The organism is Ureibacillus sinduriensis BLB-1 = JCM 15800, assembly GCF_000772955.1.
Taxonomy (GTDB): Bacteria; Bacillota; Bacilli; order Bacillales_A; family Planococcaceae; genus Ureibacillus; species Ureibacillus sinduriensis.
Genome location: NZ_JPVO01000055.1, coordinates 637,591 through 661,131, shown reverse-complemented (window position 1 = coordinate 661,131; position 23,541 = coordinate 637,591). Strand labels below are relative to the sequence as shown.

The following is a 23,541-nucleotide window of genomic DNA, read 5'->3' as shown; positions in this document are numbered from 1 at the left end:
CCTTAATTTAAAATAACTCGAAAATTAGCCTTAAACATGTGATTTACATTAAAAAAAGGTTCTACAGCTCATAAACTGTAGAACCTACCGACAGCGCCAGGGTTTTCCTAGCCTACTGTAATGGGAGCGAAAAACTCATCGTATAGTGCACGAAGAATTTGATTTTCTGTTTGGGAAAGAACACCAAATACCAAACTTACTTCAGAAGATCCTTGGTTAATCATCTCGATATTTGCACCAGTTCTGGAAATCGCCGCTGCTGCACGAGCAGCAAGCCCAGTATTGTTGCGCATACCCTCGCCAACGATGACAATCATCGAAATTCCATGACGGAAGTAAACATCATCCGCATGCAATTCTTCTTTAACACGTGATACAATTCTTTTTTCTTTTTCTTCCGTCAGTTGATTTGAACGAATAATAATAGATATATCATCCAGTCCGGAAGGTGTATGCTCGTATGAAATTCGCTCCTCTTCAATAATTTGAAGAAGTTTACGACCGAAACCAATTTCACGGTTCATGAGGTATTTTGAAACATATAGGATTGAAAAATTGCTATCTGCAGAAATTCCAGTCACCGGTCGTCCTGTCAGGGTACGTGTTGGAAGTATTTTCGTTCCTGGTGCAGCAGGGTTATTTGTATTTTTCACATTAACAGGTATCCCCAGTTTATATACGGGCATCAATGCTTCATCATGGAATACCGAAAACCCTGAATATGATAATTCGCGCATCTCACGGTAAGTGATTTCCGAAATGCCTACAGGATCATTCACAACTTTAGGATTTGCCGAAAACACACAGTCAACATCGGTAAAGTTTTCATAGAGATCCGCCCTAACGCTTGCCGCCAAAATAGACCCCGTAATATCAGAGCCGCCACGGTCGAATGTACGTAAAGTGCCATCTTTTGTATAGCCGAAGAATCCGGGATATACAACGATTTCTTCCCCATTCGCCAAATCTTTCAGATTATCGTATGTTTCAGGGAGTGCATACGTACGCTCCGGAGGATCATTCAATACTAAACCATCTTTCGGACTTACATACTTTGCAGGCATTCCAATAGAATTGAAATACTCGGCAATCAGTTTCGCGTTGTTGTCTTCCCCGCTGGCTTTAATATTATCTATGAATACAAATTCATCTGATTTATCGTATGCGATACGTTCTTGCATATCTTTTGCAATCACTTCGCAGATTGTATTGTCGAGACCAAGGTCATCCGCAATTTCTTTAAAGCGGTTCACAACAACCTGTAGTTTTTGCACTACATTACCATTATGAAGTGCTGCATCAGCCAATTCGATTAACAGATCCGTTACTTTAATATCGTCGCCGAAACGTTTACCTGGAGCTGATACTGCAATGATCTTTCTTGCAGGATTGGATTTTACTATATTTGCTACTTTTTTAATTTGTTCTGCGTTAGCAACGGATGTACCACCAAATTTACATACAATCATTTCACCAAATCCTTACTATTAAAATTGTATTTCCCGAAAAAACAATTGATTGTTCACAGTGTACAAATTTTACACTAAGACGTCAAGACTATTTATAGATATTGATAATATTTGCATCATATAGCGGACCCGAAAAAAGATAGGCGCTATCAATTTGTGTTGAAGGATGCATGTTCTTTAATTGAGTCAATATATAATATGTAACATCTAATTTCAAGAAAGCATAATTGCCTAAAACCAAAGAAATCCACAGGAAAAGAAAACCGTGTACATCGTTTGCATACGATGCACACGATCGATTATTAATACGTTTACCGGTATCAGTAATTTAATACGTCAATTTATTATATAATATCTTGACTGTTTCGCAAGACACAATAATTGTAATTTGTATACAAATTATTTTAGATTGATAACTTTTATATAACAAATCTCCCCAAGATTGATAATTATCTCCCCTCTATTATTTATAAGGACGATTTGATCCATATCAACCCCGCTTATTGTCCCTTTGACCATTCCCATCGTTGTAAAAGCAATTGCTTCTTTACCACAGTACTGCTTTAGCATATAGAATAACGGAATTCCGAAAAACAAATTGAGAAAGTTTGGATTCTTTGCAACAAATTCACCAAAGTTGAAAGCCAACTTTCTTCTGAGATTTTTTTCTGCATCAATAAACTCGGGCTCCAGCTCAAACTCATCTTTACAATCTTTCCTACTTATAGAAAGGAGATTTTTGTAGAGGATAAAAACCGATGAGCCATTTTGATTCACTTGCAAAAAATCTCTTCCGGCCGTAGCAATTTTCCCATCCAGACAAATTGTTTTTTTGATTGTCATATCGTCATTCGGAAGATTGGAAGATTCCTCGACATCGAACCTTTCAAATTCGCATATAATTTCGACGGTTACAACCTCCCCCCTCAGTTCGAGGAAATAAAGCTGTAGTTGTCTCTTATTTTCTTCATCTGGCCTGGAACCTAATGAACGCAGTAAGTCATTTGCCCCATCGATACAAGATTGTAAGTCATCCAATGCTTGTTGATCTAAAGGGCTGTTTGGTGATGCAAATTTTCTTGTTCGTATGCGCCCTTGGCAAAGAAAGGGCGAACCGAACAAATCCTTAGGCTGATGGCATCTGCATGGATTACTTCCGCAATTTATACATCTTTCCATAACGCTGTACCTTCATTCCCGAGTTTTCTTTCTTCTTGTATATTTCTTTTCACCCTTGCTTTGATCGTGCGTCTGGACTCATTATTGTCCTTGTTGTTTTGCGGAATTGCATCAACTCTAAGTGTTTTACCTGCTCTTACTTTGATTTTCTTTAATGGGGCCAAATCTTTATGCCTTCTTTTCAGCACACGCATTATACCCCATAAGCCGAGCTCAACATCCCAACGAATGTTGCCCGAACGATACATGTAATCACCAGGTCTGTTTAAGAATCCACCTGCACCATAAAATAGTTGGAGATTATCATTCGATCCGACTGTATTATGATCCACTACTGAAACAACAGCTGAATTTATATCCCTTTCACTGTTAAGGAATTTATGGCCATGGATTGCAAAGGAATGGGCTCTCGCACGATCGGCAGGGAACGTCAACCTCATCGTAATTGGGTCTCCAGGGTATGCCAAAAAAATTGGGGTGCTTGGATCTCCAAATTTCTTCGAACTGAACACTTTGTGAACATCCTTGAATTTTTTGATTCGATTGCTAAATCTTTCATTTCGGTAGTTGAATCCCCTAGATCCTTGATCTTCGAAATCAGGACGTTCTTCTTCATCCTCATCTTCAAATAGCACTTGAGGATCGATGATCAAATTGTCATTCTTATCTAGTAATCTAACACCATCATGCATTAGAAGGCAAAACTCCCGAAACTCGGGCAAAATCGGAACGGAGACTATCAATTGTTCTCCTTTAACGACTTCTTCTCTTGTTTTGGCATCTAGATAACTTGCTCCAAGCGGTTCGGCTATTAACATGCCGAATGCTCCATGATGTCGATGATTTCGGATATCGGCCATATCCCAAAGATTTGCAGCACCAAAAAGTTGATCGATATACCAATAATAGGTTCTGCACTCCCCTTGGCCGATGGTTTGGTCATAATTAAAGCCAACCGTTGCGCCATCCGAATGCCTTACATCATACTGTGCCAGCTGTGCATGCAAAGAGATGCGGCATGATGGCGGGAAGAATGCATCCACGGGCACATCTGGATAGCCATGTCTGCCATTGTGATGATCTATTCCCGTCAGCAGGTTTGTTACCGTCACCTCCACGTACTCCCCGACATTTGCCCGAAGGATTAGCGGTTCCGGATTTAACTTTCCACATAAAATATCTTCCACATCCTCCTTGAAGGCGAATATGATACCAAATGGATCATGATCACCATCATCGTTATAAAAGATGTTGGAGTTGAGTGCAACGACATCGTATTTCCTGACTTTTGAGCCTTTTGGATAGCCCACCCTATCCACTATGGCTGGCAGTGGCCTTTTGCCCGTTTTTTCCGGCAAAGGCTCTTCCCTCCATGGGATTTCCGGGCGGTCGGGTAAAGGTTTCAAATGTTTTACCCGACTCCCAAAGGTACGGAAAATTCCCCAGTTGCCGAGCCAAAGATCATCAATGGATCCATAATGGTAGAGCATATCGAAGTCCCCTTTCCCTTCAATACTAAATTCAAGGGTGAAGGATTCGGCAATGACAAGATGCCGTTGCTGATCAAGCTCGGAATCTAGATCGCCACGTTCCCGATGCCATCTTTGTCTATGCAGATTGAAACTATGCGACTCCTCGTGAGAACCTTGCAGCAAACGGACACGGACGGGATCACCATTATAGGTTTCCAATAAAGGTGTTACCGGATCACCATGCATCCACGAGCTAAAAACATAGGCTGGGTCGCAATCAGGCTCTTTTAGCCGGAACTGCAAAGGTTCATTCCGATAATTGATTCCCATGACACCGGGATCATCGGGTGAACCAGGGAATGGTGGTGGGTTCAGTGGATTTCCGTTCTTATCAAACAACAGGGCAAAGTCGTGAACAAATAGGTTAATTTCCCTGAAGTCCGGGATGAGTGGGTTAACAATCATGCTTTGGGTGCCGGCATTCATTAATTCACCCGTAAATGGATCGAGGTATACGGACCCCCTAGGCTCTATATTGATGCTTGCAAATACACCGTGCTGTTGATGTTCGTTTGCGAAAAGATGGTCATGCCAGAAGGCGGATTTCAACTCGACATCTGCAAACCATTGGTATTCGATTGTCTCTCCAGGCAAAACGGAAGAATCATAGTTCCAACCAACGTTTGCCCCATCGGATACAAGGACATCGAATTTTACGAAATGGACATGCATACCGGCTTCATACGTTCGATTAACCAATTGGAAAGCATTTCCCCCGATTGTTTCCGGTAATTTATTGGTGAACCTGAAACGGATCACTTCACCTGCATTGGCCCTAATTACAAGCGGTTCAGGTTTCTTATTGCCACATCTGATATCTTCTTCATCTTCTTCCAAAACATAAAGCCTGCCTTCCGGGTCATACCAGCCTTCCTTGTTATATACAATCGGCATTTGAATCAAAGCAACATTGAATTCCCGGATTGGCGTGTTCGGACTTGCAGGATTTACGAAAACCGCGCCAGGAACAGCGTTTTTGGCAAAATGATTTTCTTCCAGTTTAGTCGACATTCTGCCACCCTCGATTCCAAGTGGCGGTCTTGGTGCCTTGAAACCGGGGATACCGGGGATGAAGTTCGGAAAACCTGGTTTTTCAGGGGTCGGTTTTGGTGGACATGGTCTATCCGGCAGAGGCTGAAGCGCCTTTATTTCCACACCGTTCGGATAACACATACTGCCATCCTGCAATGTATCGAAAATCCTCTGCATGCCCCACATCCCCTCCCCAAAGTGTGGGTAAAGGTGGCAGTGAATGATGGCATCTCCAAAGGCACCTTGATAACTTCCGGAGCCATATGCCGGGGAAACTGTATATTGTGCCTGTGGTGAAATTGCCTGCACATCAAGAACAGCCGAATCCATGTCATTTTGATCAAACAACCATTGGTGAACATGATAGTGGAATGAATGGGTTTCTTGCACTCCTCCGTGTACAAGACGGATCTTAACGGGATCGCCTATATAGCTGCGCAGAATCGGTGTATCCGGGTCTCCAAATACCCAAGAATCATGGTGTACCTCTTCCCCTTCACAATCCGGGCATACTACGCCTTCTTGAATGAGGCGCAACCGATTCCTCATTGGTTCAGAACGATAGTTTACTAAGTGTGTTGCTTCCGGCTGAAGTGTATGTGGACTGATCGGCGCCTGCCCTGTCAAATCGTCAACTTCCATCTCATCATGGAAAAACCAACCATATTCCCGGAAAGAAGGCAATAAGGGATTGTGGATATCGGCGTATAATCCACTTCTTAACGGTTTGCCTGTCGTTGGATCTGTCCACCACGAGCCCCTCGGTTCCACAAATAGTGCACCAAACAATCCATGTACATTGCTCCCTTTTTCGCTTGATAAGGGATTTCCTAAATCCGAGAAGAAATGAACTCCTTCATGATCCACTTTCCATTTATAGAGAATGGCCTTCCCTTTAGGAACGGTAGTATCCGGATTTATACCGACAAATGCCCCGTCGGACGTAAAGACATCATATTCCGCATTTTGAATATGCATCCCTGTGTTAAACGGGAGTTGGTTTTCAAACAGAACTTCAATTTCATCTCCGACGTTTGCACGAATGACTAATGGTTCAACTAAATCTACTGTTGAAAAAGGATTTAAATCTACTTGTTTCCTTACAAGACTTTCATTCTCTTTCAACACATACATCATGCCATCTGGATCATGATCTCCAAAACGGTTGACCACAATACGAATCGGGATTGCGACAACGTGGTACTTTCTAAGCATGCATACCATTCCTTATGTCGGGTATCGGCCGCTTGTGATCTTTTTCTATATAAAACACTTCAATCTCATCAATATGGATTCGGAATTCTTCCCCATCCAGCTCATTGATATTCGTCACCTCAGCACAAAGGATCAGATAATCGGTTACCACATCTTCGATTGTGCCAATTATTAAAAATGGAAATGGAGCGATCAAAATCAAAGCCCGCATTCCGATATGTTCCCGAAATTCCTGTGTTACGCCTGCTTCGCGTACAGCGTTGATATCAAATATATTATTTCCAAACCCAAACCCACGATTTTTTTCCACTCTTATACACCCTCTCTTATACTCTTTATCTACTAGATTAATGGAATCCTTCTATCCATATCAAATTCCGTAAACAGTGCGATATGCTCGATAGGAAAGCTTAGTGGTGTAGGAAATCGGTAGAACGGTGCATTATGCATCTTAATGATGACTGGATCTAAAGTAATGAAGCCATTATCCACCGTGGTTACGACCCCTGTAAAAATCGGCCGAAATGTTTGACCCAAAATATTCAACTGTTTACTTTCCGTTACGAGCAAAATGGACTTTCCGAGCACTTCCTGAAACAACTGATCACCAAATACATCTTTGCATTCTTTCATCAAACTTCCTCCTCCTATTTCTATAAACCCATTGTATGGAAAAAAAAGCTAGCCGTTTAAGCAAAAGCACAATCATCATCAGATTCAATGGCATTCCAAAAGTAAATGTCCCAAAAGTTGAATGATCGACCCTTGGGACGTGTTTGCTAACTTTCGTTTGGCACTGTCTATTTCCGTTTTCTGAATATCTTTTCAAAGAAAGAAAGAATTCTTCCTTGCTTCATATAATTAATCTTGCTGACAGCAACCTCTTTTTCTTTAAATTTCAGCTTGCCCTTCCCTACTCCGCGTAGTTTTCCGTTAAAGATAGTACTAGTGTGGATGGTCAACTTGGTGCCAATCCAGCTTTTCAAGTTGGTCTGCAGTAATTCCTCGAAAAATTGCTGTCTAAGCGTTTGTTTCTCCGCGACGGTTACAGCAAAATTCGTTAATAACTTCCGTCTTAATTCCTCATCTATCAATACATTTTGATGCGAACCAGGCATATCAGGCAGACCAAAAGGCGATTTTGCGGAATGGATCGCCCTGTACGGAATCCAGATTCTCGTTAACAGTGTCCGCACCATGACGAAATCCCTCCCAACAACCGATACTTTCCCGATGGTATGAATGACCTCATCCCCATTTCTGGAGTAGATTTCAACCAATTGATTTTTTTTCGATTTAAAAAATTTCAGTAAAATCATTTGTTGTTTGTAATGAGGCAATATGGTACCTAAATTTTGCAAATTTACACTATGAATATACTCCTGCAGCATTTTCAATTCATGTAACGGCTTGGGACTTGCCGGTGAAGTATATCTATCCTCTTTTTTTAATTCCGGGTAATCATTTTCGTACATACAAGCAATCCTCCCTTCGCTGTTTTACAAGTAACCAGCTCTCTTGTCTTTTTCATATACTAACTTCGAGGAGGAGATAGATCATGAGTTTGTTAGTGCTTTTTGTTTTGGTCAGTTATTTGTTTGTATGTAGCTTCACTTATTTATACTTAAAGAAATTGCAGTATTTAATCAGCTATCATTTAGGAATGAACCTAGCCATGACGAGCAGTGGGGTGATGGGAATTGCCGTTGGAACACTTCTTGGGTATGCATTCCCATCACATTATTCACTGATCACGATCATCGCAACCTTGCTGGCAATCATCATTGGTGCCATTTTTGGAGCGCTCGTCGATTACCAAACGCTGCTTTCAGGAGTAACAAGTGGCCTCATGGCAGGTATTATGGGACCTATGATCGGGGTTGTAGCGGATTTGACCCTTGTTACATTTTGTTCGTTGCTTGTGTATGCGATGTTTGGATTACTCTGTTTTTCCATTAGATCTTAGTTCAAGGTAGCGGGTTTAAAGAAGTCAAAATCGCAACGATGATAATCAGCATAATCATAAAAATAAAATCGAGCACAATCGGTGATCTTAAATCCGCTATTTTCCCTCTTTTCATTCTCTTGCGAATGATTCCCCCCATAAGAAGGACCCCTAATACGATGGCGATTTTCGATAATAAAACGATTCCCCAATCGGTTAACAGCGACTCCCGATCCGGTAAATAGAAGTAAGCAATCATGCTTCCGGATATGCTTAATAAAAGAATGCTCATCAAGGCACCCTTTGAAAAAGTCGGTAAAAAGGATTTTACATAGAGCTGCTGTTTTCGCCAAAATAACAGAATAAACACTAAGCCCGCCACCCAAAAAGCCGCTGCAAAAATGTGGACACTATTCAATCCTACTAAAAGTGAAGAAGGTTCAAACTCTTGTGTGTGTCCACTAACACTTTTCGCTACGCCTATCAGTACAATCCACAGATAATCAAACCATTGATTTTTAAACAATGTTAAAAAACCGATCAATGATAAGACGAGAGAAACAATCCATAACTTCCCAAAATTTGTATCTAAGGGAAAATCGAACTCGAAACTGATGCCGTGAGCGGTGAAAATATTCATTTGGACTAATAAAAAAGCTACAAGACCGATCAAATGAAGGAATTGGAAAATCATCCCATAGAATAAAAACTTCTTCCTAAGTTCATATGAATAGGATTTTACGATTTGCCAAATGATTAACCAGCCTAGGAGCAATAGCATTCCGAAATAATAGATCGCTTTTGCACTATAATTAAAAACTTCAGTAAGACTGACTAGTCCTTCTTCTTCTTCGGTAATTAACGTGTTTTGTTCTAGTCCTAACCCTTCTTTGTTAATGGTTCCACCAGTGGTTTCCTCTTTCATATAATCCTCATTAACTAGTGGCCCTTTTTTCCAGTTCACCTGAAATAAGTATGAACCTTCAATCGTATGTCCATCATTCGATGAAATGACATAGTACTTTACCTTGTAATGTCCATTCGGCAGTGTGGGAATTTGAATGGATATTGTTTTCCGATCCTCACTAATGGAAGATGAACTTGTGTTGATTTCTTGGTTATTTTGGTCGAATACTTTCAATGAGAAGCTTTTATCTACCTCCCCGCTGAACTGAATTGAAACTTCACTCGGCGACTCTTCCGATACACTGTTGGACGATGGTGATTCTTGTTCAACAAAGACATGCGCATCCACCGGCTTGCTCATCGAAATAAAAAGAAAAGCAATGAATAAACAATAGATGATAAATCGGGGAATTTTCAGAAACATCTTCCTTATCTCCTTTTCTACCATCTATGTTATTCATTGCCTTCATTTTTGGAATCGATTTTTTACGAATTAAAGTTCCTCTTCGGGGTTACCAACTTTTATCTTCGTTATTTCTTTGTTTCTTCCAATCAATATACTCGATTTTATCCTTTAATATTGTTGTGACTCTTCCGTTGTTCCCCTTAAGATCTACATAGTCGATGCCAACATGCTTCGTTCTACCTCTAAAACGCCTATTGCCATCAGTTACCATTTCCAATGGACGATGCTGGTTTTTCATCAATTTAAAATTCAAATTATCGTTTAAGCGTGCCAAGTTAAGGCATAAGTGACATCTGCAATCACACCCTTTGTGGGAATGAGAATAGTCGTGATGCCTATTGCAACTATCACACCCGAACAAAACATAATGATTTTTTCTACCATGGCGACGGCAATGGCAGTCATCGTGATGCCCACGGTGATCGCAGTCACAGTCATGGTTATCATGGTGATCACATTCACAGTCATGGTTGTCGTGTTTTGTTCGATGACCACACTCACAGTCATGGTGGCAATCTTCATGATGACCGCATCCACAGTCATGGTGGTGATCATGATGGTGTCCACATCCACAATCGTGATGACGGCCATGATGGTGACTACATCCACAGTCGTGATGACGATCATGATGATGACCGCATCCGCAGTTATGATGGTGTCCATGTCCATGGCTCATATAGTTAAAATCGTCTCTATCAAAAAAGTCGTGATCATTAATTCTTTGTTGATTGCGTTTAGCACGGTTTCTTCTGAGCGTCGATTTCCTATTCATCAAAAATACCTCCCTTCTAATTTAGAATCTGCATCTAATATATGCAAATCCTTTTAGACCAAGGGAGGCATAAACATATGATTCAACTCTTTTCTTTCGTGGAAGTAGTGAAAACAAATTCTAGTTTCTCATTGACCAGTTTTAATTTTGCTTTCCCCTTTTTCCCGCTTTTCCATGTAAACCGGATTTCACGTGTTTCTTTACCATTCAATAATTTTTTTGCATCTGTTGGGGTGATTTTCCCTCTCATAATAGATTTGCTGATAAAAAACTTACAAGATTTATTGGAACAAGAGTAGCCTTTAAATCCTTCCACAACCGCTTGCCCGCATTTCAGACACTTACCTATAACGACAATTTGCTTTTCAGCTACATTCATATTCAAGGAAACAAAACCGTCTGTCGTTTGTTTTACATATGCCAACATTTCTTTGTAAAATTGGCTTGAACTTAGATGTCCATCGACAATATCCTTCAGCTTTTTACTCCAGATGGCCGTTAATTCGGGCGAAACGATGTCGTGTTCACCGATACTTTGGATGACATCGATTCCAAACTGTGTTGCCTTAAACGATTTTCCTTCGCGGGTAATCATGCCGATGGAAATTAGCTTTTCTATTATTTCGGCACGTGTAGCAGACGTGCCAATTCCTTCGGCATCTTTCAAGATTTTCTGAAGCTCTTGATCTTCCACAAAACGGCCGGCATGGAACATCGCATCCAGTAACGTGCTATCTGTATAGCGCGCAGGTGGCTCTGTTACCTTAGATAAAACTTTTGCATCCTTGATAGGTATTTCCATATTGAACTGGAGCTGCGGCAATGGTAGTTCCTGCTTTTTTTTGAATGCATCATAAAGAACGGTGTACCCTTTTTCAATAACCATATTGCCGCTTGCTTTAAAGAACTCTTCATTTGTTTTTAATACAACAGCAGTTTTATCAATTACATAAGCAGGCATAAAAATAGCCAACAGCCTACGTGCAATAAGATGATAGATTTTGGATTCCTGAGGTGTTAACTTTTTCCTTCCAATCGGCACTTCTGTCACCGTGATGGCATGGTGATCGGTTAATTTCTTGTCATCCACATATTTTTTTGAATGAATTGTTCTTTGTATTCTTTCGGGACGGTTGAGGACCTCTTGTACAATCGAACCATATTCTTCCAATGATGCCAGCGTTTGCAGTTGAACTTTGATGTTTTGGGCAAAGCCTGTCGGCAAATGCTTGGACTCTGTTCTAGGATAAGTTATGAGCTTTTTCTCATATAAACTTTGAGCTATTTTTAAAGTTTCCGAGGAAGTGAAGCCATAAAACTTATTCGCCTCCTTCTGCAATTCAAGAAGTGAATGTAATGGCGGTGCACTCATCGTTTTCCGTTCCGTTTTAATATCCTCCACAACGGCTGTCCGTCCAATGTTCGAAAGGATGCTTCGGGCTTCTTCCAAAGTTCTTAATTTATTTTCATTGTTTTGCTCATTAAACCATAGAGCTTTAAATTGACCTAGGTCCAACTCGACTTGAAAGTATGGCTCTGGTTTAAAATGCCGGATCTCTATTTCCCTTCTGACAACAATCGCGAGCGTCGGTGTCATCACTCTTCCAACTTTAATGATACGGCCGCCCTTGACTGTAGCTGCCCTTGTTAAATTAAGACCGATCAGCCAATCGAAAATCGTCCGGTACATCGCTGCATTACGCAAGTTGCGTATCAGTAGGTCTTGTTCATCTATCAAATTTAATAGCGCTTTGGAAATGGCACTGTCTGTTGTTTGAGAAGTCCAAAAACGTTTCACAGGCAGCTTGCACCCTGCACGTTTATAGAAAGAATAAAAAATATTCTCTCCTTCCATACCAGCATCACAGGCATTTATAATAAAGTCATAGCGACTCGTCTTTAATAGTTGTTCGATTTCCTTATAAACTTTATAGGCAGTTTTTTTTACCCGGAATTCATAACGTTCAGGAATCATCGGCAATAGATTCAAGTCCCACTTTTTCCATTCTGGCTTGTATTCATGTGGTTCTTTTAGTTCCACAACATGGCCGACAAATGAGGTGAAATCAATTTCATATGGTAGTTGCATCTTTTTATAGACTTTTTGAATATCGCGCATGAGAGACGGCTTTTCTGCGATTAGCAATGCTTTCATTAGCTTATCCCCCTTCTCATTTAATAATAATATAAAATAGAGCCATTTATTAAGGGAAATCTATTAATAGACAAAATTAAATATTTCATGCTTGATAATTGGAGTCTTGGAGATTAGAAGCTAAGCTATTGGGGATGTATTTTCTTTTTTTATAAATTATCTTCTTTTAAGGTGCTTCACACAATATACTATATATGGAAGGTCTATTACTGTAACAAAGGGGTGAATTTTATCGTATTCGGTCTATGGTTAATCATTTTATTCACTATATTCTATGAACCGATTATCGGGTATTTTGAATATCAAAAGTTTAGGAGTATTGTGAAAGATCATGCAAATGTAAGGTCAAAATACTATATGAAACTGATTATCGGTCTTTGGATTCCTACCATTTTCATATTATTATTGGCGAGTTTCACAGAATTAAATTTAAAAGATATCGGGATCACTTTTCCAACTATCAATACAGAGCCTTTAGGAACAGTGATGACATTTTCCCTCTTGATGATAGCGTTTCTATACTTATTAATTGTTTTGTATTACTGTGTAGGCTACCATTTCAGCCACAAAATTAGAACGAAGTTTATACAAGCAAAAGAAAATCAATCCAATACTGCCAGTTTTTCAGAGATTATGCCTGTTTCCAGTAAGGAGAAGCATATATGGAACTACGTATCTTTGACAGCAGGCATTACAGAAGAAATTATTTATAGAGGTTTCTTAATATTTGCATTCTCTTACCTGTTTCCTGAGTTGTCAATTTGGTTAGTTCTCATATTTTCTTCCTTTTTGTTTGGACTTGCCCATACCTATCAAGGACTTGCAGGAGTTGTGAGAACAACGGTGGTGGGGTTCCTTTTTGCTGCTGTGTATTTGGGGTTGGGTTCGATTCTACCTTTGATTGTTTTACATTTCCTAATAGATTATGTAGCCAAGCTGGGAGATTCATCTGATAACGCTATTTAGATCATCAAATGGGGTGTGCGAAAAACTCACAGCTCGGTTTAATTTTTTATATTTATTGTTGTATTATTGTTTTACAATTGCATATATGTTCTGCTACTTTCACCACAACATGGCCATAATCGCAATAAAGGACACTCTCCTTTTCAAGGAAGGAAAGTGTCCGATTTTGTGGATTCAGACCCGTTGCTTGTACTGGAAAAACACAAATTGGGTGGAAATAATAGCTGTTAAACTTTTTAACACAAAAGCAACGTTAGCAAAAGCATATTACGGTTCCTTAATAATTCTTCATGCTTACGAGAACCTATCAAGATTACCATCTTTCATTATTTTTGTGAATTCGCTTATGAATGTAAACTGCATTATCCGTTGCTGCTGAATTACCAACAAAGCCCATAATCGCGATCAAAATTCCCAGTAAAATAAATGCCGCAGTATAATGACCTAAGAAAAATGTAACAAACGCCGCTACCATCAACAATAGCAGGATCACTATTATCGCGAGTTGAAATTTCCCCTTCTTCTTATCACTCATCTATTCAACCTCCCATCAAATCCAACCATCCTACTTTGCTCGAAACATGGTTTATTTTACCATATAATATACATTATCCTCCAGAACAGTTTTTTTCAACCATATTGCATAAGTAGTTGCCTATAGTCAAAAAAAAACATGCAGGAGATCAATTATTCGTGTGTTCTGTGTTGAGAAATTTATAGTATTCATTGTATTCATGGGAGGCAGCTAGCGAGTATTCCGACTCCTTTCTCAATGTCTTCAATTGATAATCCCCCGAATCCTAACATAATATAGGAATTGCGTTTGGCGTTTGGATTCATCCAAAACCTTGATGGGGAATATACTTTCACCCCCTTCTCCAGGCCATTCTCGATCAGCTCGGACCCTTTTACCCCTTTCACTTTTAATAAGATATGTAAACCTGACTTTTCCCCAACAATTTCTACTTTCGTGCCCATCTGTTCTTCGATACTTTTTAGCAAAGCCTGATGTTTTCTTTGATATAGCTTCCGCATTCTACGTATGTGCCTTTCGAATTCACCGGATTGTATGAATAAGGACATGGCCCTCTGTATAATGGGCGAGACAGATTGGTTGTAATCCTTGGACTTTTGGGAGTATTGAATCATTAGCGAAGGCGGGAGTACGATATAGCTTAATCGGACTGACGGAAGAAATGATTTAGAAAATGTCCCCAAATAGATTACGTTTTCTTCTTCATCCAGGGATTTTAATGAAGGAATCGGCTGTCCCCGGTACCGAAATTCGCTGTCATAATCATCTTCAATAATGTATCCCCCTGTTTGATAAGCCCATTTCAATAATTGTATTCTTTTCGAAATCGACAGAACCATCCCAATTGGAAATTGGTGGGAAGGTGTTACATAAACCGCCTTTACCCGGCTCGATTGAATATGTTCCATCGACAAGCCGTCCTTTTCAAGAGGCACTGGCTCTATATAGCATCCCTGATCTTCAAAAACAGTTCGCACGCCACTATAACCTGGTTCTTCCATGGCCACGTGTTCTTCCCTTAGTTCTAGAAGACGGCAGATCAACGCTATGGAACTTTGTGTACCAGACGTAATCACAATCTGTTCAGGTTTACAACGAACACCCCTGGATTGCAGTAAATAGTTTGCAATCTCTCTCCTTAATTCAAACTCACCTTGTTTTTCACCGTACTCAAATAGCCAGTTGTTTTCTTGATCGACAGCATCTGTTAGACATTTTTTCCATTGCTTTACAGGAAATTTATCAAGGTCCACATTTCCATATTCAAAATCTACAACAACATTGCTAGATGGCTTACAATCTGACTTAACGGCATGTATCTTGTCTTCAGGTTGGAGTGAAGGCTTCTCAATCTCGGCCACCCATATCCCGCTTTTAGCGATACTTTCGAGATATCCTTCTGCCTGCAACTGTTGATATGCTGATTCGACTGTATTTCGACTTACTTTTAAATGAGTTGTCAGCTGGCGGATGGATGGCATTTTCATTCCTGGCAATAGCCTGTCATCTTCTATTTCTTTCTTAATCCATTGATACAACTGACTATATAATGGCTCTGGCAACTCCCTGTTCAAAAAAGGGGTAAATTCCACTTTCAACCCTCCAACTGTCCCTATTAAACTTTTAATTTCTGTCACTTTCATCATGTACAGTATTTTCTTAGAATGATTGTATCACTTAATAAAGAAGGATGAGATAAAAATGCAAAATATCCGACAAGAAAAATTAGTATGTAAAGATGATGAACGCATTGATCAATTTTTAAGCCTTGCACGGACCGGTTACCTGGGATTAACGGACGGTGAGCTCCCTTATGTTGTCCCTTTGAATTTTATCTGGATGAATGGGGCTTTATATTTTCACGGGGCAGCTCATGGAAGAAAAATAGATTTGATTCAGTCCAACGCCAATTGTTGTTTCACGATATCTGAAGATTACGGGACAATGGTCAGTCCTATACCCGCGAAAACAGATACGGCTTATATGAGTGTGATGCTGTTCGGAATACTGGAAACGGTAAGTGATTTAAATGAGGCTACTTCGGCTATGCAGGGAATGTTGGATAAATACGTACCCGGCTACTATGAACATAGCCTTTCGCAAACACATGTGGAGAGATATCGCTCCTCATTAGGGAGTCATACAGTTGTTTTCAAGCTAATTCCCAGCTTGCGAACGGCTAAAGAAAATCAATTGGATCCTCAATCGGCTTTCTATCCAGGAAGGAACGTTAAAATGGATATGTAAGATCTTCAAATCAGGTATTTTAAAAAAAACCATCAAATTGAAAGTAAACAAAATCTACTGAATATACTTGTCATCGTCACTGGTGAATCAACTGGACAAAATCTGTTCAAAGTAGATATATCGTGTTTTTAGAGGCTATTGAAAATATTTCAATAGCCTTTCATCCTGTCAAAGTGACACCTCTTTTGGTGTACCACGGTGTAACTTCAGTAATAATGGAATAAAATATAATGGATAGAGTAACAAATAAAGATTTGGTATCCACCACATAAGGTCAAAATCTTGCTTTATAGTCCAAAAAACAATTGCCTGCAATCCAGATGTAAAGGTTAAAGTTAGCGAGATCAGTGCAAAAGGCATCCATCTCGAATCTTTTTCTCTAGATAGATAGAGACTTATTAACCCCGTTATGGAAATTAGAATATCCAGGGGGAAAAACGACCAATTCCAGATTACTAATAATTCATTTTGATAGTCTTGATATACATACTCCTTTGGAATTAACCCAAATACTGTTACAATCCAGTAAACTATAAAACCTATATCCGTAAGCAAGAATAAGATCTTCAAAGAATTTCTCATATAAGAACCTCCGCATAATTACTTTTGGAATATCACGATTGTATGTTGATGATTTAATTCCTGCCAATATCTTCGCTATGTTCAACTTGCTCACGAAACGAACTTTTATCATCTTGTTGTTCCCCCAGGTTAAGGCCAACAACACCTAGAATAATTAATACGATTGAAATTATTTTTATAATTGTTAGGTTTTCCGAAAAGAAGAAAACGCCGATTACTACTACTAAAGCAGTCCCAACTCCAGACCATATGGCATATGCTATGCTAACTTCAATTCCTTTCAATGAAAAATTCAAGAGAGATAAGCTCAATACATAAAAGATAATAAGCGATATAGAAGGGATGATCTTGCTAAAACCTTCCGATAATTTCATCGATAATGTACCTGCGACTTCCGCTAATATTGCCAATAACAATAGCACCCAATGCATGTTCCATCAACCTTCTTTCTCCAGAATTCCTACTAAAAGAATATCAACCATTTCCTTTAATGTTTCGAGAAGTGTACTCCTATTTTCGTTTCGTGATGAGTTTTCCATTAATCGATAAAGTCCCCCGATATATAAATCAATAAAAGTTTCCGTATTAAAAGGCCGTATTGTTCCTGATAGAATTCCTTCGTTGATTAAAGCAACTATGCCCGTCCACTGTTCATTAATAAATTGATCAAGCATTTCCCATTGTTTCGGATAATAACGTTGGAGTTCCTCTAAATGGCTAAGTTGCGCAAATTGAAACTCTGCCGGAACTAAGATAAGGCACTTCCTGAGCTTTTCTATATTATCCAAACTTGGATTATGCAAAGTTTCTTTTTCCTTTAATTTTAGTTTATCGATTGCGTCAGTTAAAATATCCCCAATTAGCTGATCCTTCGAAGGATAGTACCCGTAAAGTGTTTTGGTACTTACCCGAAGATGGCGTGCCAATTCACCCATAGTAAATCGAAACCCTTTTTTTTCAAATGCTCTTCGCGAAGCGTCCAGTATTCTTTCTTTCATTCTCCACCTCACCATTGGAAAATATAAAAAATATAATATTTTCCTTATTTTCTACGTAATAATATAATTCATTTCACCAAATGTCAATAAATGCTATCTAACTTTATCCATTTCATTTCCAATTGGATAAACTATTCAATTCTTTATTATTGCCGGTTAAAAGAGGCTCAGGTCATTTTGCCAGCCGTATTCAGCAACTTTCAGGCGATCAACCTATAACAAAAAGGGCATATCCTTTTTGGATATGCCCCTTCGTGTGTAGTGTCAAGATTTTGCCTGAACTTCCCAATCTAAAAAGTGACTTAATATTTCCTTATGCCTCTCGATATCGGTATTCATGATTTCGCAGCCCCTGTCATTGTATAAGTGGCAAATACATTTCGTATGACTTGTTTATAAATGTATTAAATAAAATTCAACTTCGTACCTCTTGTTTCTTTTGTTACCTCAAACAACTGACTAACACTATGTATAAAAAAGTTATAAATTCCTCGCATTATCTAAATTAGGATTCATTGAATAGACAATAGTTAGTTTCCAAAACAGTTCAAAGACAAAACTTAGAGCTTTCCTTGCTTAATCTGTTGTGCAAATTCATTCAGGAAAGTTAAAAGCGCCTTTTGAAATTCAATTACCAGTACCCTGTCATTAAAGAGCAATAAATTATCTTTTTTTCTTAAGATGTCTTCTAAATTCCAAGAAAGGTACTTAGGGTTCGTTTTTTTATCCGTTTTTTGCTCCAAATAATAGAGATAGTTTGTTTTAAATAACCATTTCATCGTAATGGGTGCCGGTCTTCCGGTAAATAAAACACGGTCCCTGATTGCAATCCCGATAAGCTTTTCATAGAAATCCAAGTCACCTATATATTCTACGTATATACGATAGGATAACTCGGAGTTTAGAACTTCTTGAACCATTATTTTGAATTCATATGAAGGGTTAATATTTTCCAATAGGTCCCGCCCTTTCCATACTATAAGACTGATATTCTAAAATATAACATAGATAACAAATTTCTTCCTGCCATTTAACAGTTTAGCGATTGCACTGTGAGACAGCTACCGACTTTTCCGCTCCAGTATTTGGAAATCCGTATTGAACATTGCAGGACATAATTCTTTGGTGAGCGGGGAAAAATAAGAACGTCAAAAATTCCATTTAAATTGATTAAGGAGAAAAAATGAAAAGACGCTATTTTAAATTCCTTTTACTGTTATCAAGTATAGTGTTGTTGATTGGGCCATTTGCTGCATCCCCAATGGTGGGTTCAGCAAAAATGACTAAGAATGAATTATTTAGAGCAATAGAGAAGTTCAGTGATGAAAACAACCGTGAACCGATTGATGCCAAAATTGATTCTGTTTGGAAAGCAATCCCCGGCTACAATGGACGAACGGTAGATATTAAAGCCAGCTACAAAAAAATGAAGTCCAAAGGTACATTCAATGAAAAAAAGATCGTTTATAAAGAAATTCCACCCAAAATCCATCTAAAGGATTTCGATAACCAACCAATTTATAGAGGGAACCCACAAAAGCCCATGGTTGGTTTCTTGATTAATGTGGCCTGGGGGAACGAATTTATCCCGGGAATTCTTGAAGTTCTGGAAAAACATCAAACAAAAGCAACATTTTTCTTTGATGGAAGTTGGGTGAAAAAGAACCCAGAGGTCGCCAAGAAAATAAAAGATGCCGGTCATGAGATTGGAAACCATGCTTATAATCACCCGGATCTCCAACAACGTTCGATGGAAGAAACGAAAGAGGAATTGGTCAAAACAAATCAAGTGATTGAAGAAACACTTGAGGTAAAACCGAAATGGTTTGCGCCTCCAAGTGGCAGTTTCAACGAGACAACAGTTCAAGTCGCCGAACAATTAAATATGAAAACCATTTTATGGACAGTCGATACCGTGGATTGGAAAAACCCTCCAGCATCCGAGATGGTTAACCGCGTTGTTTCTAAAGTAGAAAATGGTTCGATGATACTCATGCATCCCACACAGCCTGTTGCTGAAGGAATGGATGCCATGATCACAGAAATCAAAGGGAATGGCTTTAAACTGGGGACAGTAAGCGAGCTGTTGAGCGAGAAACGGATTGATTAAATCGGAAAAATATCAATTCATACCTACCAGATCAATGGAGGGGTTTACTTATTCAAGTAAGCCCCTCCTTTTAATTTGGTAAACTAGCATTATCACCCATTCCCCTCTCATTTGAGAACTTTTAACACTCTCCACTTTTTACTCTGCCACAATAATTCAATTCACTATACTCTTAGTAAATTTCCAGAATATTTACTTATAGAGTAAACAAAAAGAGTGTAAACAAAATCTTAGCCGATTTTGATTACACTCTTTATTAATTAATAGCTTTATGTATGAGAAGCCGCCTTGCCGTAATGATTATAGAAAGTTTTTAACCACCACTCCTCAAAGTGGGTGTTCGCAAAAAATTTCCTGTTTATCATCATTCACCTCGGTGTGATGCCCGCCATTCCATCCTCGATCTAAAACTCCCTGTTACAGCTTAAAGGTTAAAACTTAATATTCTACGTACAACGCAGCTTTAATATTATATTAACAAAAAGTATTATCTTTTTCAAGTAGTTATTCTGCAATAACTATATTTTGATGTTTATCATTTTAGGAGCCGCCTTGCCGTAATGATTATAGAAAGTTTTTAACCACCACTCCTCAAAGTGGGTGTTCGCAAAAGATTTCCTGTTCATCATCATTCACCTCGGTGTGATGCCCGCCATTCCATCTTTGATCTAAAACTCCCTGTTACAGCTTAAAGGTTAAAACTTAATATTATACGTACAACGCAGCTTTAATATTATATTAACAAAAAGTATTATCTTTTTCAAGTAGTTATTCTGCAATAACTATATTTTGATGTTCATCATTTTAGGAGCCGCCTTGCCGTAATGATTATAGAAAGTTTTTAACCACCACTCCTCAAAGTGGGTGTTTGCAAAAGATTTCCTGTTCATCATCATTCACCTCGGTGTGATGCCCGCCATTCCATCTTTGATCTAAAACTCCCTGTTACAGCTTAAAGGTTAAAACTTAATATTATACGTACAACGCAGCTTTAATATTATATTAACAAAAAGTATTATCTTTTTCAAGTAGTTATTCTGCAATAACTATATTTTGATGTTCATCATTTTAGGAGCCGCCTTGCCGTATTGATTATAGAAAGTTTTTAACCACCACTCCTCAAAGTGGGTGTTCGCAAAAGATTTCCTGTTCATCATCATTCACCTCGGTGTGATGCCCGCCATTCCATCTTTGATCTAAAACTCCCTGTTACAGCTTAAAGGTTAAAACTTAATATTATACGTACAACGCAGCTTCAATATTATATTACTATTTAGTATTTTATTTTGCAACTCTCTTTTTAAACATAGTACATTCCATCGTATTAAGTGACGATTACTATTAATAAATCATGCAGAGGGACTTTGCGAACTAATAGCATAATCTTCATGGCATTCTATTCCACGGAAAACTTATAAGTCGTTTTCTTATAGTATCTTTCCCCTTTTCGTAAAATCGAGCTTGGAAAATGCCTATACTTCATACTATTCGGCAAATTTTGGACCTCTAGACAAAGACCCAAGTAATTTTGTGCTTGTGCTTTTTTAAAGGAAAACCCATTTCCAATCTTGCTGCCCGTATAAATTACAACTGCAGGGTCATCTGTTTTGATAGTTAGTTGCCGACCGCTTTGTTCTTCGGATAAATGGATTACCCCTGACTCCAAAAGAAACGGATGGTCGATACCACCGTTTGCTAAACTTACTTGAGAATGACGACTACCAATTATTGAATTTAAAGTTCGTTTTGTATTGAAATCAAATGGTGTGCCTACTACTTTCACCAGTTCACCTAATGGCAGCCCTTCTTCATCGAGATAAAGCATATGCTTGGAGCAGAATTGCAGTTCATGATCATGTATCGTTCGCTGCAGATTCCCGCTTAAGTTAAAATAGCTATGATTTGTACAATTCAGGAGCGTATTTTTATCCGATTCTCCATTATACTCAATGATTAACTCGTTATCGTTTGTCAATATATAGTTGATTGTCATTGTAAGGGTACCGGGAAAGCCATCCTGGGTGCCTGTTGACAAATATTTTGTAAAAAGGCCCTGTTCTGTACTACCTGTCTCATACCTCCATATTTGATTATGAAAACCTTTATTTCCTCCATGAAGAAGGTGTTTTCCACCTTCATTTGGTTCAATGGAGTGTACGACCCCATCAATTTCGACGAGTGCATTTTCTAAACGGCCTGCAAAACGTCCAATTGCTGCCCCAAAATATTGAGGGTTACTCTGGTATTCATTAGCTGAATCAAATGAGCAAACAACATTTTCAAAGTTTCCTTCACGGTCTTCCGTCATAATTTCCGTAATGATGCACCCCAGTGTACAACTGCTTATCGACATTCCCTTGTTATTCGTCATCGTAATTTCTTCAATAGGTACACCATTTAAAGATCCAAAAGGCTGTACTGTGATCATAAATTATCCCCATTAATCTCAATTTCTCTATTTTCCTTAAGAGAAGCTTGTGCCGCTAAAAGAACTTTTACATTGCGCTTGGAATGTTTGTGGTGCTCCTCCAAAGAGCCGCCTTTAGCCACGATATTTGAGAAGAATTCGACTTCCAGCTTGTAAATATCGCCAGAAACTTGTTCTTTTCGCTCCAGCAATTTGTTAGTGATGATAATTTGGCCATTCCCACTGACATGATCCGGGCGGAACGCATATTTTACTTTTATCGTGCCTTTCGTTCCGATAATTTCATATTCATTACGGTCCGTCATGTCAAAACTGCAATCAATTAACCCATAAATATTTTGTTCAAGTTGTACCGTTCCAAATGCCGAAACGTCTACTTGAGCTTTTGGATCGGTGATTGCACTGAATGTCACTTTTTTTGGTTCGAGATTTAGGATTAAATTCATCGCGTGAACCGAGTAGCATCCTACATCCCATAGAGCGCCGCCTCCTTTTGAAGCGTCCATGCGGATATTGCCTTCTCGATTTGTAAAGTCAAATGAATGGCTGGATTTGTATAATTTTACTTCCCCAATTTCCCCTGCTTCAATGATTTCCTTCACACGCCGATGCTGGGGATGAAACTGATACATGAAAGCTTCCATTAAATACACATTATTTTCTATGCAAACCGTCAGCATTTCTTCCAAATCTTCCTCCGAAAGGGCAATTGGCTTTTCACATAGAATATGTTTTCCTGCTAGTGCAGCTTTTACGACCCATTCTTTATGCATATCATTCGGCAACGGAATATAAATCACCTGGATGTCCTTATCTTGCAGAAGCTCTTCATAGGTTTCATAAGCGCGTTTGATATGATGGATTTTTGCTACTTCATGAACTTTCGGCCCTCTGCTGGCTATGGCAATAACCTCTGCATTTGATGCTCTGCCTATGGCCGGAATCAATTGGGTCTGTGCAATATCAGCCGTACTTAAAATCCCCCACTTTACAGTATCCATAAG

At 38.9% G+C, this 23,541-nt stretch carries 23 protein-coding genes and 4 other RNA genes; 5 read left to right on the top strand and 22 right to left on the bottom strand.

Features of this window, described 5'->3' with window-relative positions:
• Positions 1 to 107: 107 nt before the first annotated feature.
• From CD33_RS19050 to CD33_RS19025, 6 genes are all read right to left on the bottom strand, one after another.
• On the bottom strand, positions 108 to 1,469 hold the full coding sequence (locus CD33_RS19050; RefSeq protein WP_036203908.1) for an aspartate kinase: 1,362 nt from the start codon (positions 1,467 to 1,469) through the stop codon (positions 108 to 110).
• A gap of 399 nt (positions 1,470 to 1,868) precedes the next feature.
• The gene (locus CD33_RS19045) at positions 1,869 to 2,648 is read right to left on the bottom strand and encodes a hypothetical protein (RefSeq protein WP_036203905.1); all 780 of its coding nucleotides are present in this window, start codon (positions 2,646 to 2,648) and stop codon (positions 1,869 to 1,871) included.
• Positions 2,633 to 6,427 carry a multicopper oxidase domain-containing protein gene (locus tag CD33_RS19040; protein ID WP_084591417.1) on the bottom strand — a complete coding sequence of 1,265 codons (3,795 nt, stop codon included), beginning with the start codon at positions 6,425 to 6,427 and terminating at the stop codon, positions 2,633 to 2,635. Before CD33_RS19040 ends, CD33_RS19045 begins: the two co-directional genes overlap by 16 nt.
• The gene (locus CD33_RS19035) at positions 6,420 to 6,737 is read right to left on the bottom strand and encodes a hypothetical protein (RefSeq protein WP_052130346.1); all 318 of its coding nucleotides are present in this window, start codon (positions 6,735 to 6,737) and stop codon (positions 6,420 to 6,422) included. Before CD33_RS19035 ends, CD33_RS19040 begins: the two co-directional genes overlap by 8 nt.
• A gap of 32 nt (positions 6,738 to 6,769) precedes the next feature.
• Positions 6,770 to 7,060 (bottom strand): hypothetical protein, encoded by a 291-nt coding sequence (locus CD33_RS19030; protein ID WP_036203902.1) that lies wholly within the window; start codon positions 7,058 to 7,060, stop codon positions 6,770 to 6,772.
• A gap of 167 nt (positions 7,061 to 7,227) precedes the next feature.
• Positions 7,228 to 7,902 (bottom strand): hypothetical protein, encoded by a 675-nt coding sequence (locus tag CD33_RS19025; protein WP_052130345.1) that lies wholly within the window; start codon positions 7,900 to 7,902, stop codon positions 7,228 to 7,230.
• Positions 7,903 to 7,985: 83 nt separating this feature from the next.
• On the opposite strand from CD33_RS19025, the gene CD33_RS19020 reads away from it, so the two are divergent.
• Positions 7,986 to 8,393: a hypothetical protein gene (locus tag CD33_RS19020; RefSeq protein ID WP_052130344.1), complete on the top strand. Its 408-nt coding sequence runs from the start codon at positions 7,986 to 7,988 to the stop codon at positions 8,391 to 8,393.
• Between the two features lies 1 nt (position 8,394).
• On the opposite strand, the gene CD33_RS19015 is transcribed toward CD33_RS19020, so the two are convergent.
• Positions 8,395 to 9,702 (bottom strand): copper resistance CopC/CopD family protein, encoded by a 1,308-nt coding sequence (locus CD33_RS19015; protein ID WP_036203899.1) that lies wholly within the window; start codon positions 9,700 to 9,702, stop codon positions 8,395 to 8,397.
• Positions 9,703 to 9,790: 88 nt separating this feature from the next.
• Positions 9,791 to 9,982: a hypothetical protein gene (locus CD33_RS20330; RefSeq protein WP_156967330.1), complete on the bottom strand. Its 192-nt coding sequence runs from the start codon at positions 9,980 to 9,982 to the stop codon at positions 9,791 to 9,793.
• A 93-nt stretch (positions 9,983 to 10,075) separates the two neighbouring features.
• Here CD33_RS20330 and CD33_RS20325 point away from each other — a divergent pair, with 93 nt between their 5' ends.
• Positions 10,076 to 10,573 carry a hypothetical protein gene (locus CD33_RS20325; protein ID WP_156967329.1) on the top strand — a complete coding sequence of 166 codons (498 nt, stop codon included), beginning with the start codon at positions 10,076 to 10,078 and terminating at the stop codon, positions 10,571 to 10,573.
• A 25-nt stretch (positions 10,574 to 10,598) separates the two neighbouring features.
• Here the strand turns inward: CD33_RS20325 and CD33_RS19000 are convergent, their stop codons facing one another.
• Positions 10,599 to 12,671 carry a DNA topoisomerase gene (locus CD33_RS19000; protein WP_052130343.1) on the bottom strand — a complete coding sequence of 691 codons (2,073 nt, stop codon included), beginning with the start codon at positions 12,669 to 12,671 and terminating at the stop codon, positions 10,599 to 10,601.
• Positions 12,672 to 12,992: 321 nt separating this feature from the next.
• On the opposite strand from CD33_RS19000, the gene CD33_RS18995 reads away from it, so the two are divergent.
• Complete coding sequence (locus tag CD33_RS18995) at positions 12,993 to 13,637, top strand: CPBP family intramembrane glutamic endopeptidase (protein ID WP_258517061.1); 645 nt, start codon at positions 12,993 to 12,995, stop codon at positions 13,635 to 13,637.
• 313 nt (positions 13,638 to 13,950) lie between these two features.
• Here CD33_RS18995 and CD33_RS18990 read toward each other — a convergent pair whose 3' ends face one another.
• Together CD33_RS18990 and pdxR are read right to left on the bottom strand one after the other, a co-directional pair.
• Positions 13,951 to 14,172 (bottom strand): hypothetical protein, encoded by a 222-nt coding sequence (locus CD33_RS18990; RefSeq protein ID WP_036203890.1) that lies wholly within the window; start codon positions 14,170 to 14,172, stop codon positions 13,951 to 13,953.
• 197 nt (positions 14,173 to 14,369) lie between these two features.
• Positions 14,370 to 15,818, bottom strand: coding sequence for a MocR-like pyridoxine biosynthesis transcription factor PdxR (gene pdxR, locus CD33_RS18985; protein WP_052130342.1), 1,449 nt, complete (start codon positions 15,816 to 15,818; stop codon positions 14,370 to 14,372).
• Between the two features lie 55 nt (positions 15,819 to 15,873).
• Between pdxR and CD33_RS18980 the strand changes: the two genes are divergently transcribed.
• Positions 15,874 to 16,419 (top strand): pyridoxamine 5'-phosphate oxidase family protein, encoded by a 546-nt coding sequence (locus CD33_RS18980; RefSeq protein ID WP_176400047.1) that lies wholly within the window; start codon positions 15,874 to 15,876, stop codon positions 16,417 to 16,419.
• A gap of 168 nt (positions 16,420 to 16,587) precedes the next feature.
• Here CD33_RS18980 and CD33_RS18975 read toward each other — a convergent pair whose 3' ends face one another.
• The 5 genes from CD33_RS18975 to CD33_RS18960 all read right to left on the bottom strand — a co-directional run bounded on the left by CD33_RS18975 (position 16,588) and on the right by CD33_RS18960 (position 18,955).
• Positions 16,588 to 17,001, bottom strand: coding sequence for a DUF5360 family protein (locus CD33_RS18975; RefSeq protein ID WP_036203887.1), 414 nt, complete (start codon positions 16,999 to 17,001; stop codon positions 16,588 to 16,590).
• 53 nt (positions 17,002 to 17,054) lie between these two features.
• Positions 17,055 to 17,432, bottom strand: coding sequence for a DMT family transporter (locus CD33_RS18970; protein WP_036203883.1), 378 nt, complete (start codon positions 17,430 to 17,432; stop codon positions 17,055 to 17,057).
• A gap of 6 nt (positions 17,433 to 17,438) precedes the next feature.
• A complete protein-coding gene (locus tag CD33_RS18965; protein ID WP_036203880.1) occupies positions 17,439 to 17,999 on the bottom strand; it encodes a TetR/AcrR family transcriptional regulator in 561 nt (186 codons plus the stop codon).
• A gap of 264 nt (positions 18,000 to 18,263) precedes the next feature.
• On the bottom strand, positions 18,264 to 18,374 hold the full coding sequence (locus tag CD33_RS20975) for a DUF3885 domain-containing protein (RefSeq protein ID WP_140422934.1): 111 nt from the start codon (positions 18,372 to 18,374) through the stop codon (positions 18,264 to 18,266).
• A 185-nt stretch (positions 18,375 to 18,559) separates the two neighbouring features.
• Complete coding sequence (locus tag CD33_RS18960; protein WP_036203877.1) at positions 18,560 to 18,955, bottom strand: hypothetical protein; 396 nt, start codon at positions 18,953 to 18,955, stop codon at positions 18,560 to 18,562.
• Positions 18,956 to 19,182: 227 nt separating this feature from the next.
• Between CD33_RS18960 and CD33_RS18955 the strand changes: the two genes are divergently transcribed.
• The gene (locus tag CD33_RS18955; RefSeq protein ID WP_036203875.1) at positions 19,183 to 20,109 is read left to right on the top strand and encodes a polysaccharide deacetylase family protein; all 927 of its coding nucleotides are present in this window, start codon (positions 19,183 to 19,185) and stop codon (positions 20,107 to 20,109) included.
• A gap of 276 nt (positions 20,110 to 20,385) precedes the next feature.
• Here CD33_RS18955 and ssrS (CD33_RS20045) read toward each other — a convergent pair.
• The 6 genes from ssrS (CD33_RS20045) to CD33_RS18945 form a co-directional block, all read right to left on the bottom strand.
• Positions 20,386 to 20,576: non-coding RNA, 6S RNA (ssrS, locus tag CD33_RS20045), on the bottom strand.
• A gap of 73 nt (positions 20,577 to 20,649) precedes the next feature.
• Positions 20,650 to 20,840, bottom strand: a non-coding RNA gene (ssrS, locus tag CD33_RS20040) — 6S RNA.
• Positions 20,841 to 20,913: 73 nt separating this feature from the next.
• A non-coding RNA gene (gene ssrS, locus CD33_RS20035) (6S RNA) lies at positions 20,914 to 21,104 on the bottom strand.
• 73 nt (positions 21,105 to 21,177) lie between these two features.
• Positions 21,178 to 21,368: non-coding RNA, 6S RNA (gene ssrS, locus CD33_RS20030), on the bottom strand.
• A gap of 137 nt (positions 21,369 to 21,505) precedes the next feature.
• Positions 21,506 to 22,537 (bottom strand): aldose epimerase family protein, encoded by a 1,032-nt coding sequence (locus CD33_RS18950; protein WP_036203874.1) that lies wholly within the window; start codon positions 22,535 to 22,537, stop codon positions 21,506 to 21,508.
• Positions 22,534 to 23,538 carry a Gfo/Idh/MocA family protein gene (locus tag CD33_RS18945; RefSeq protein WP_036203873.1) on the bottom strand — a complete coding sequence of 335 codons (1,005 nt, stop codon included), beginning with the start codon at positions 23,536 to 23,538 and terminating at the stop codon, positions 22,534 to 22,536. Before CD33_RS18945 ends, CD33_RS18950 begins: the two co-directional genes overlap by 4 nt.
• Positions 23,539 to 23,541: the final 3 nt, after the last annotated feature.

Excerpts from the sequence above, each read along its gene's own strand:
- CD33_RS19030 (WP_036203902.1), bottom strand. The coding sequence starts at position 7,060 with ATGAAAGAATGCAAAGATGTATTTGGTGATCAGTTGTTTCAGGAAGTG.
- pdxR (WP_052130342.1), bottom strand. The coding sequence starts at position 15,818 with ATGATGAAAGTGACAGAAATTAAAAGTTTAATAGGGACAGTTGGAGGG.
- CD33_RS18950 (WP_036203874.1), bottom strand. The coding sequence starts at position 22,537 with ATGATCACAGTACAGCCTTTTGGATCTTTAAATGGTGTACCTATTGAA.
- CD33_RS18970 (WP_036203883.1), bottom strand. The coding sequence starts at position 17,432 with ATGCATTGGGTGCTATTGTTATTGGCAATATTAGCGGAAGTCGCAGGT.
- CD33_RS19040 (WP_084591417.1), bottom strand. The coding sequence starts at position 6,427 with ATGCTTAGAAAGTACCACGTTGTCGCAATCCCGATTCGTATTGTGGTC.
- CD33_RS18975 (WP_036203887.1), bottom strand. The coding sequence starts at position 17,001 with ATGAGAAATTCTTTGAAGATCTTATTCTTGCTTACGGATATAGGTTTT.
- CD33_RS18990 (WP_036203890.1), bottom strand. The coding sequence starts at position 14,172 with ATGAGTGATAAGAAGAAGGGGAAATTTCAACTCGCGATAATAGTGATC.
- CD33_RS18965 (WP_036203880.1), bottom strand. The coding sequence starts at position 17,999 with ATGAAAGAAAGAATACTGGACGCTTCGCGAAGAGCATTTGAAAAAAAA.
- CD33_RS20330 (WP_156967330.1), bottom strand. The coding sequence starts at position 9,982 with ATGAAAAACCAGCATCGTCCATTGGAAATGGTAACTGATGGCAATAGG.
- CD33_RS19045 (WP_036203905.1), bottom strand. The coding sequence starts at position 2,648 with ATGGAAAGATGTATAAATTGCGGAAGTAATCCATGCAGATGCCATCAG.
- CD33_RS19020 (WP_052130344.1), top strand. The coding sequence starts at position 7,986 with ATGAGTTTGTTAGTGCTTTTTGTTTTGGTCAGTTATTTGTTTGTATGT.
- CD33_RS19050 (WP_036203908.1), bottom strand. The coding sequence starts at position 1,469 with ATGATTGTATGTAAATTTGGTGGTACATCCGTTGCTAACGCAGAACAA.
- CD33_RS18945 (WP_036203873.1), bottom strand. The coding sequence starts at position 23,538 with ATGGATACTGTAAAGTGGGGGATTTTAAGTACGGCTGATATTGCACAG.
- CD33_RS20325 (WP_156967329.1), top strand. The coding sequence starts at position 10,076 with ATGCCTATTGCAACTATCACACCCGAACAAAACATAATGATTTTTTCT.
- CD33_RS19000 (WP_052130343.1), bottom strand. The coding sequence starts at position 12,671 with ATGAAAGCATTGCTAATCGCAGAAAAGCCGTCTCTCATGCGCGATATT.
- CD33_RS18980 (WP_176400047.1), top strand. The coding sequence starts at position 15,874 with ATGCAAAATATCCGACAAGAAAAATTAGTATGTAAAGATGATGAACGC.
- CD33_RS18955 (WP_036203875.1), top strand. The coding sequence starts at position 19,183 with ATGAAAAGACGCTATTTTAAATTCCTTTTACTGTTATCAAGTATAGTG.
- CD33_RS19015 (WP_036203899.1), bottom strand. The coding sequence starts at position 9,702 with ATGTTTCTGAAAATTCCCCGATTTATCATCTATTGTTTATTCATTGCT.
- CD33_RS19025 (WP_052130345.1), bottom strand. The coding sequence starts at position 7,902 with ATGTACGAAAATGATTACCCGGAATTAAAAAAAGAGGATAGATATACT.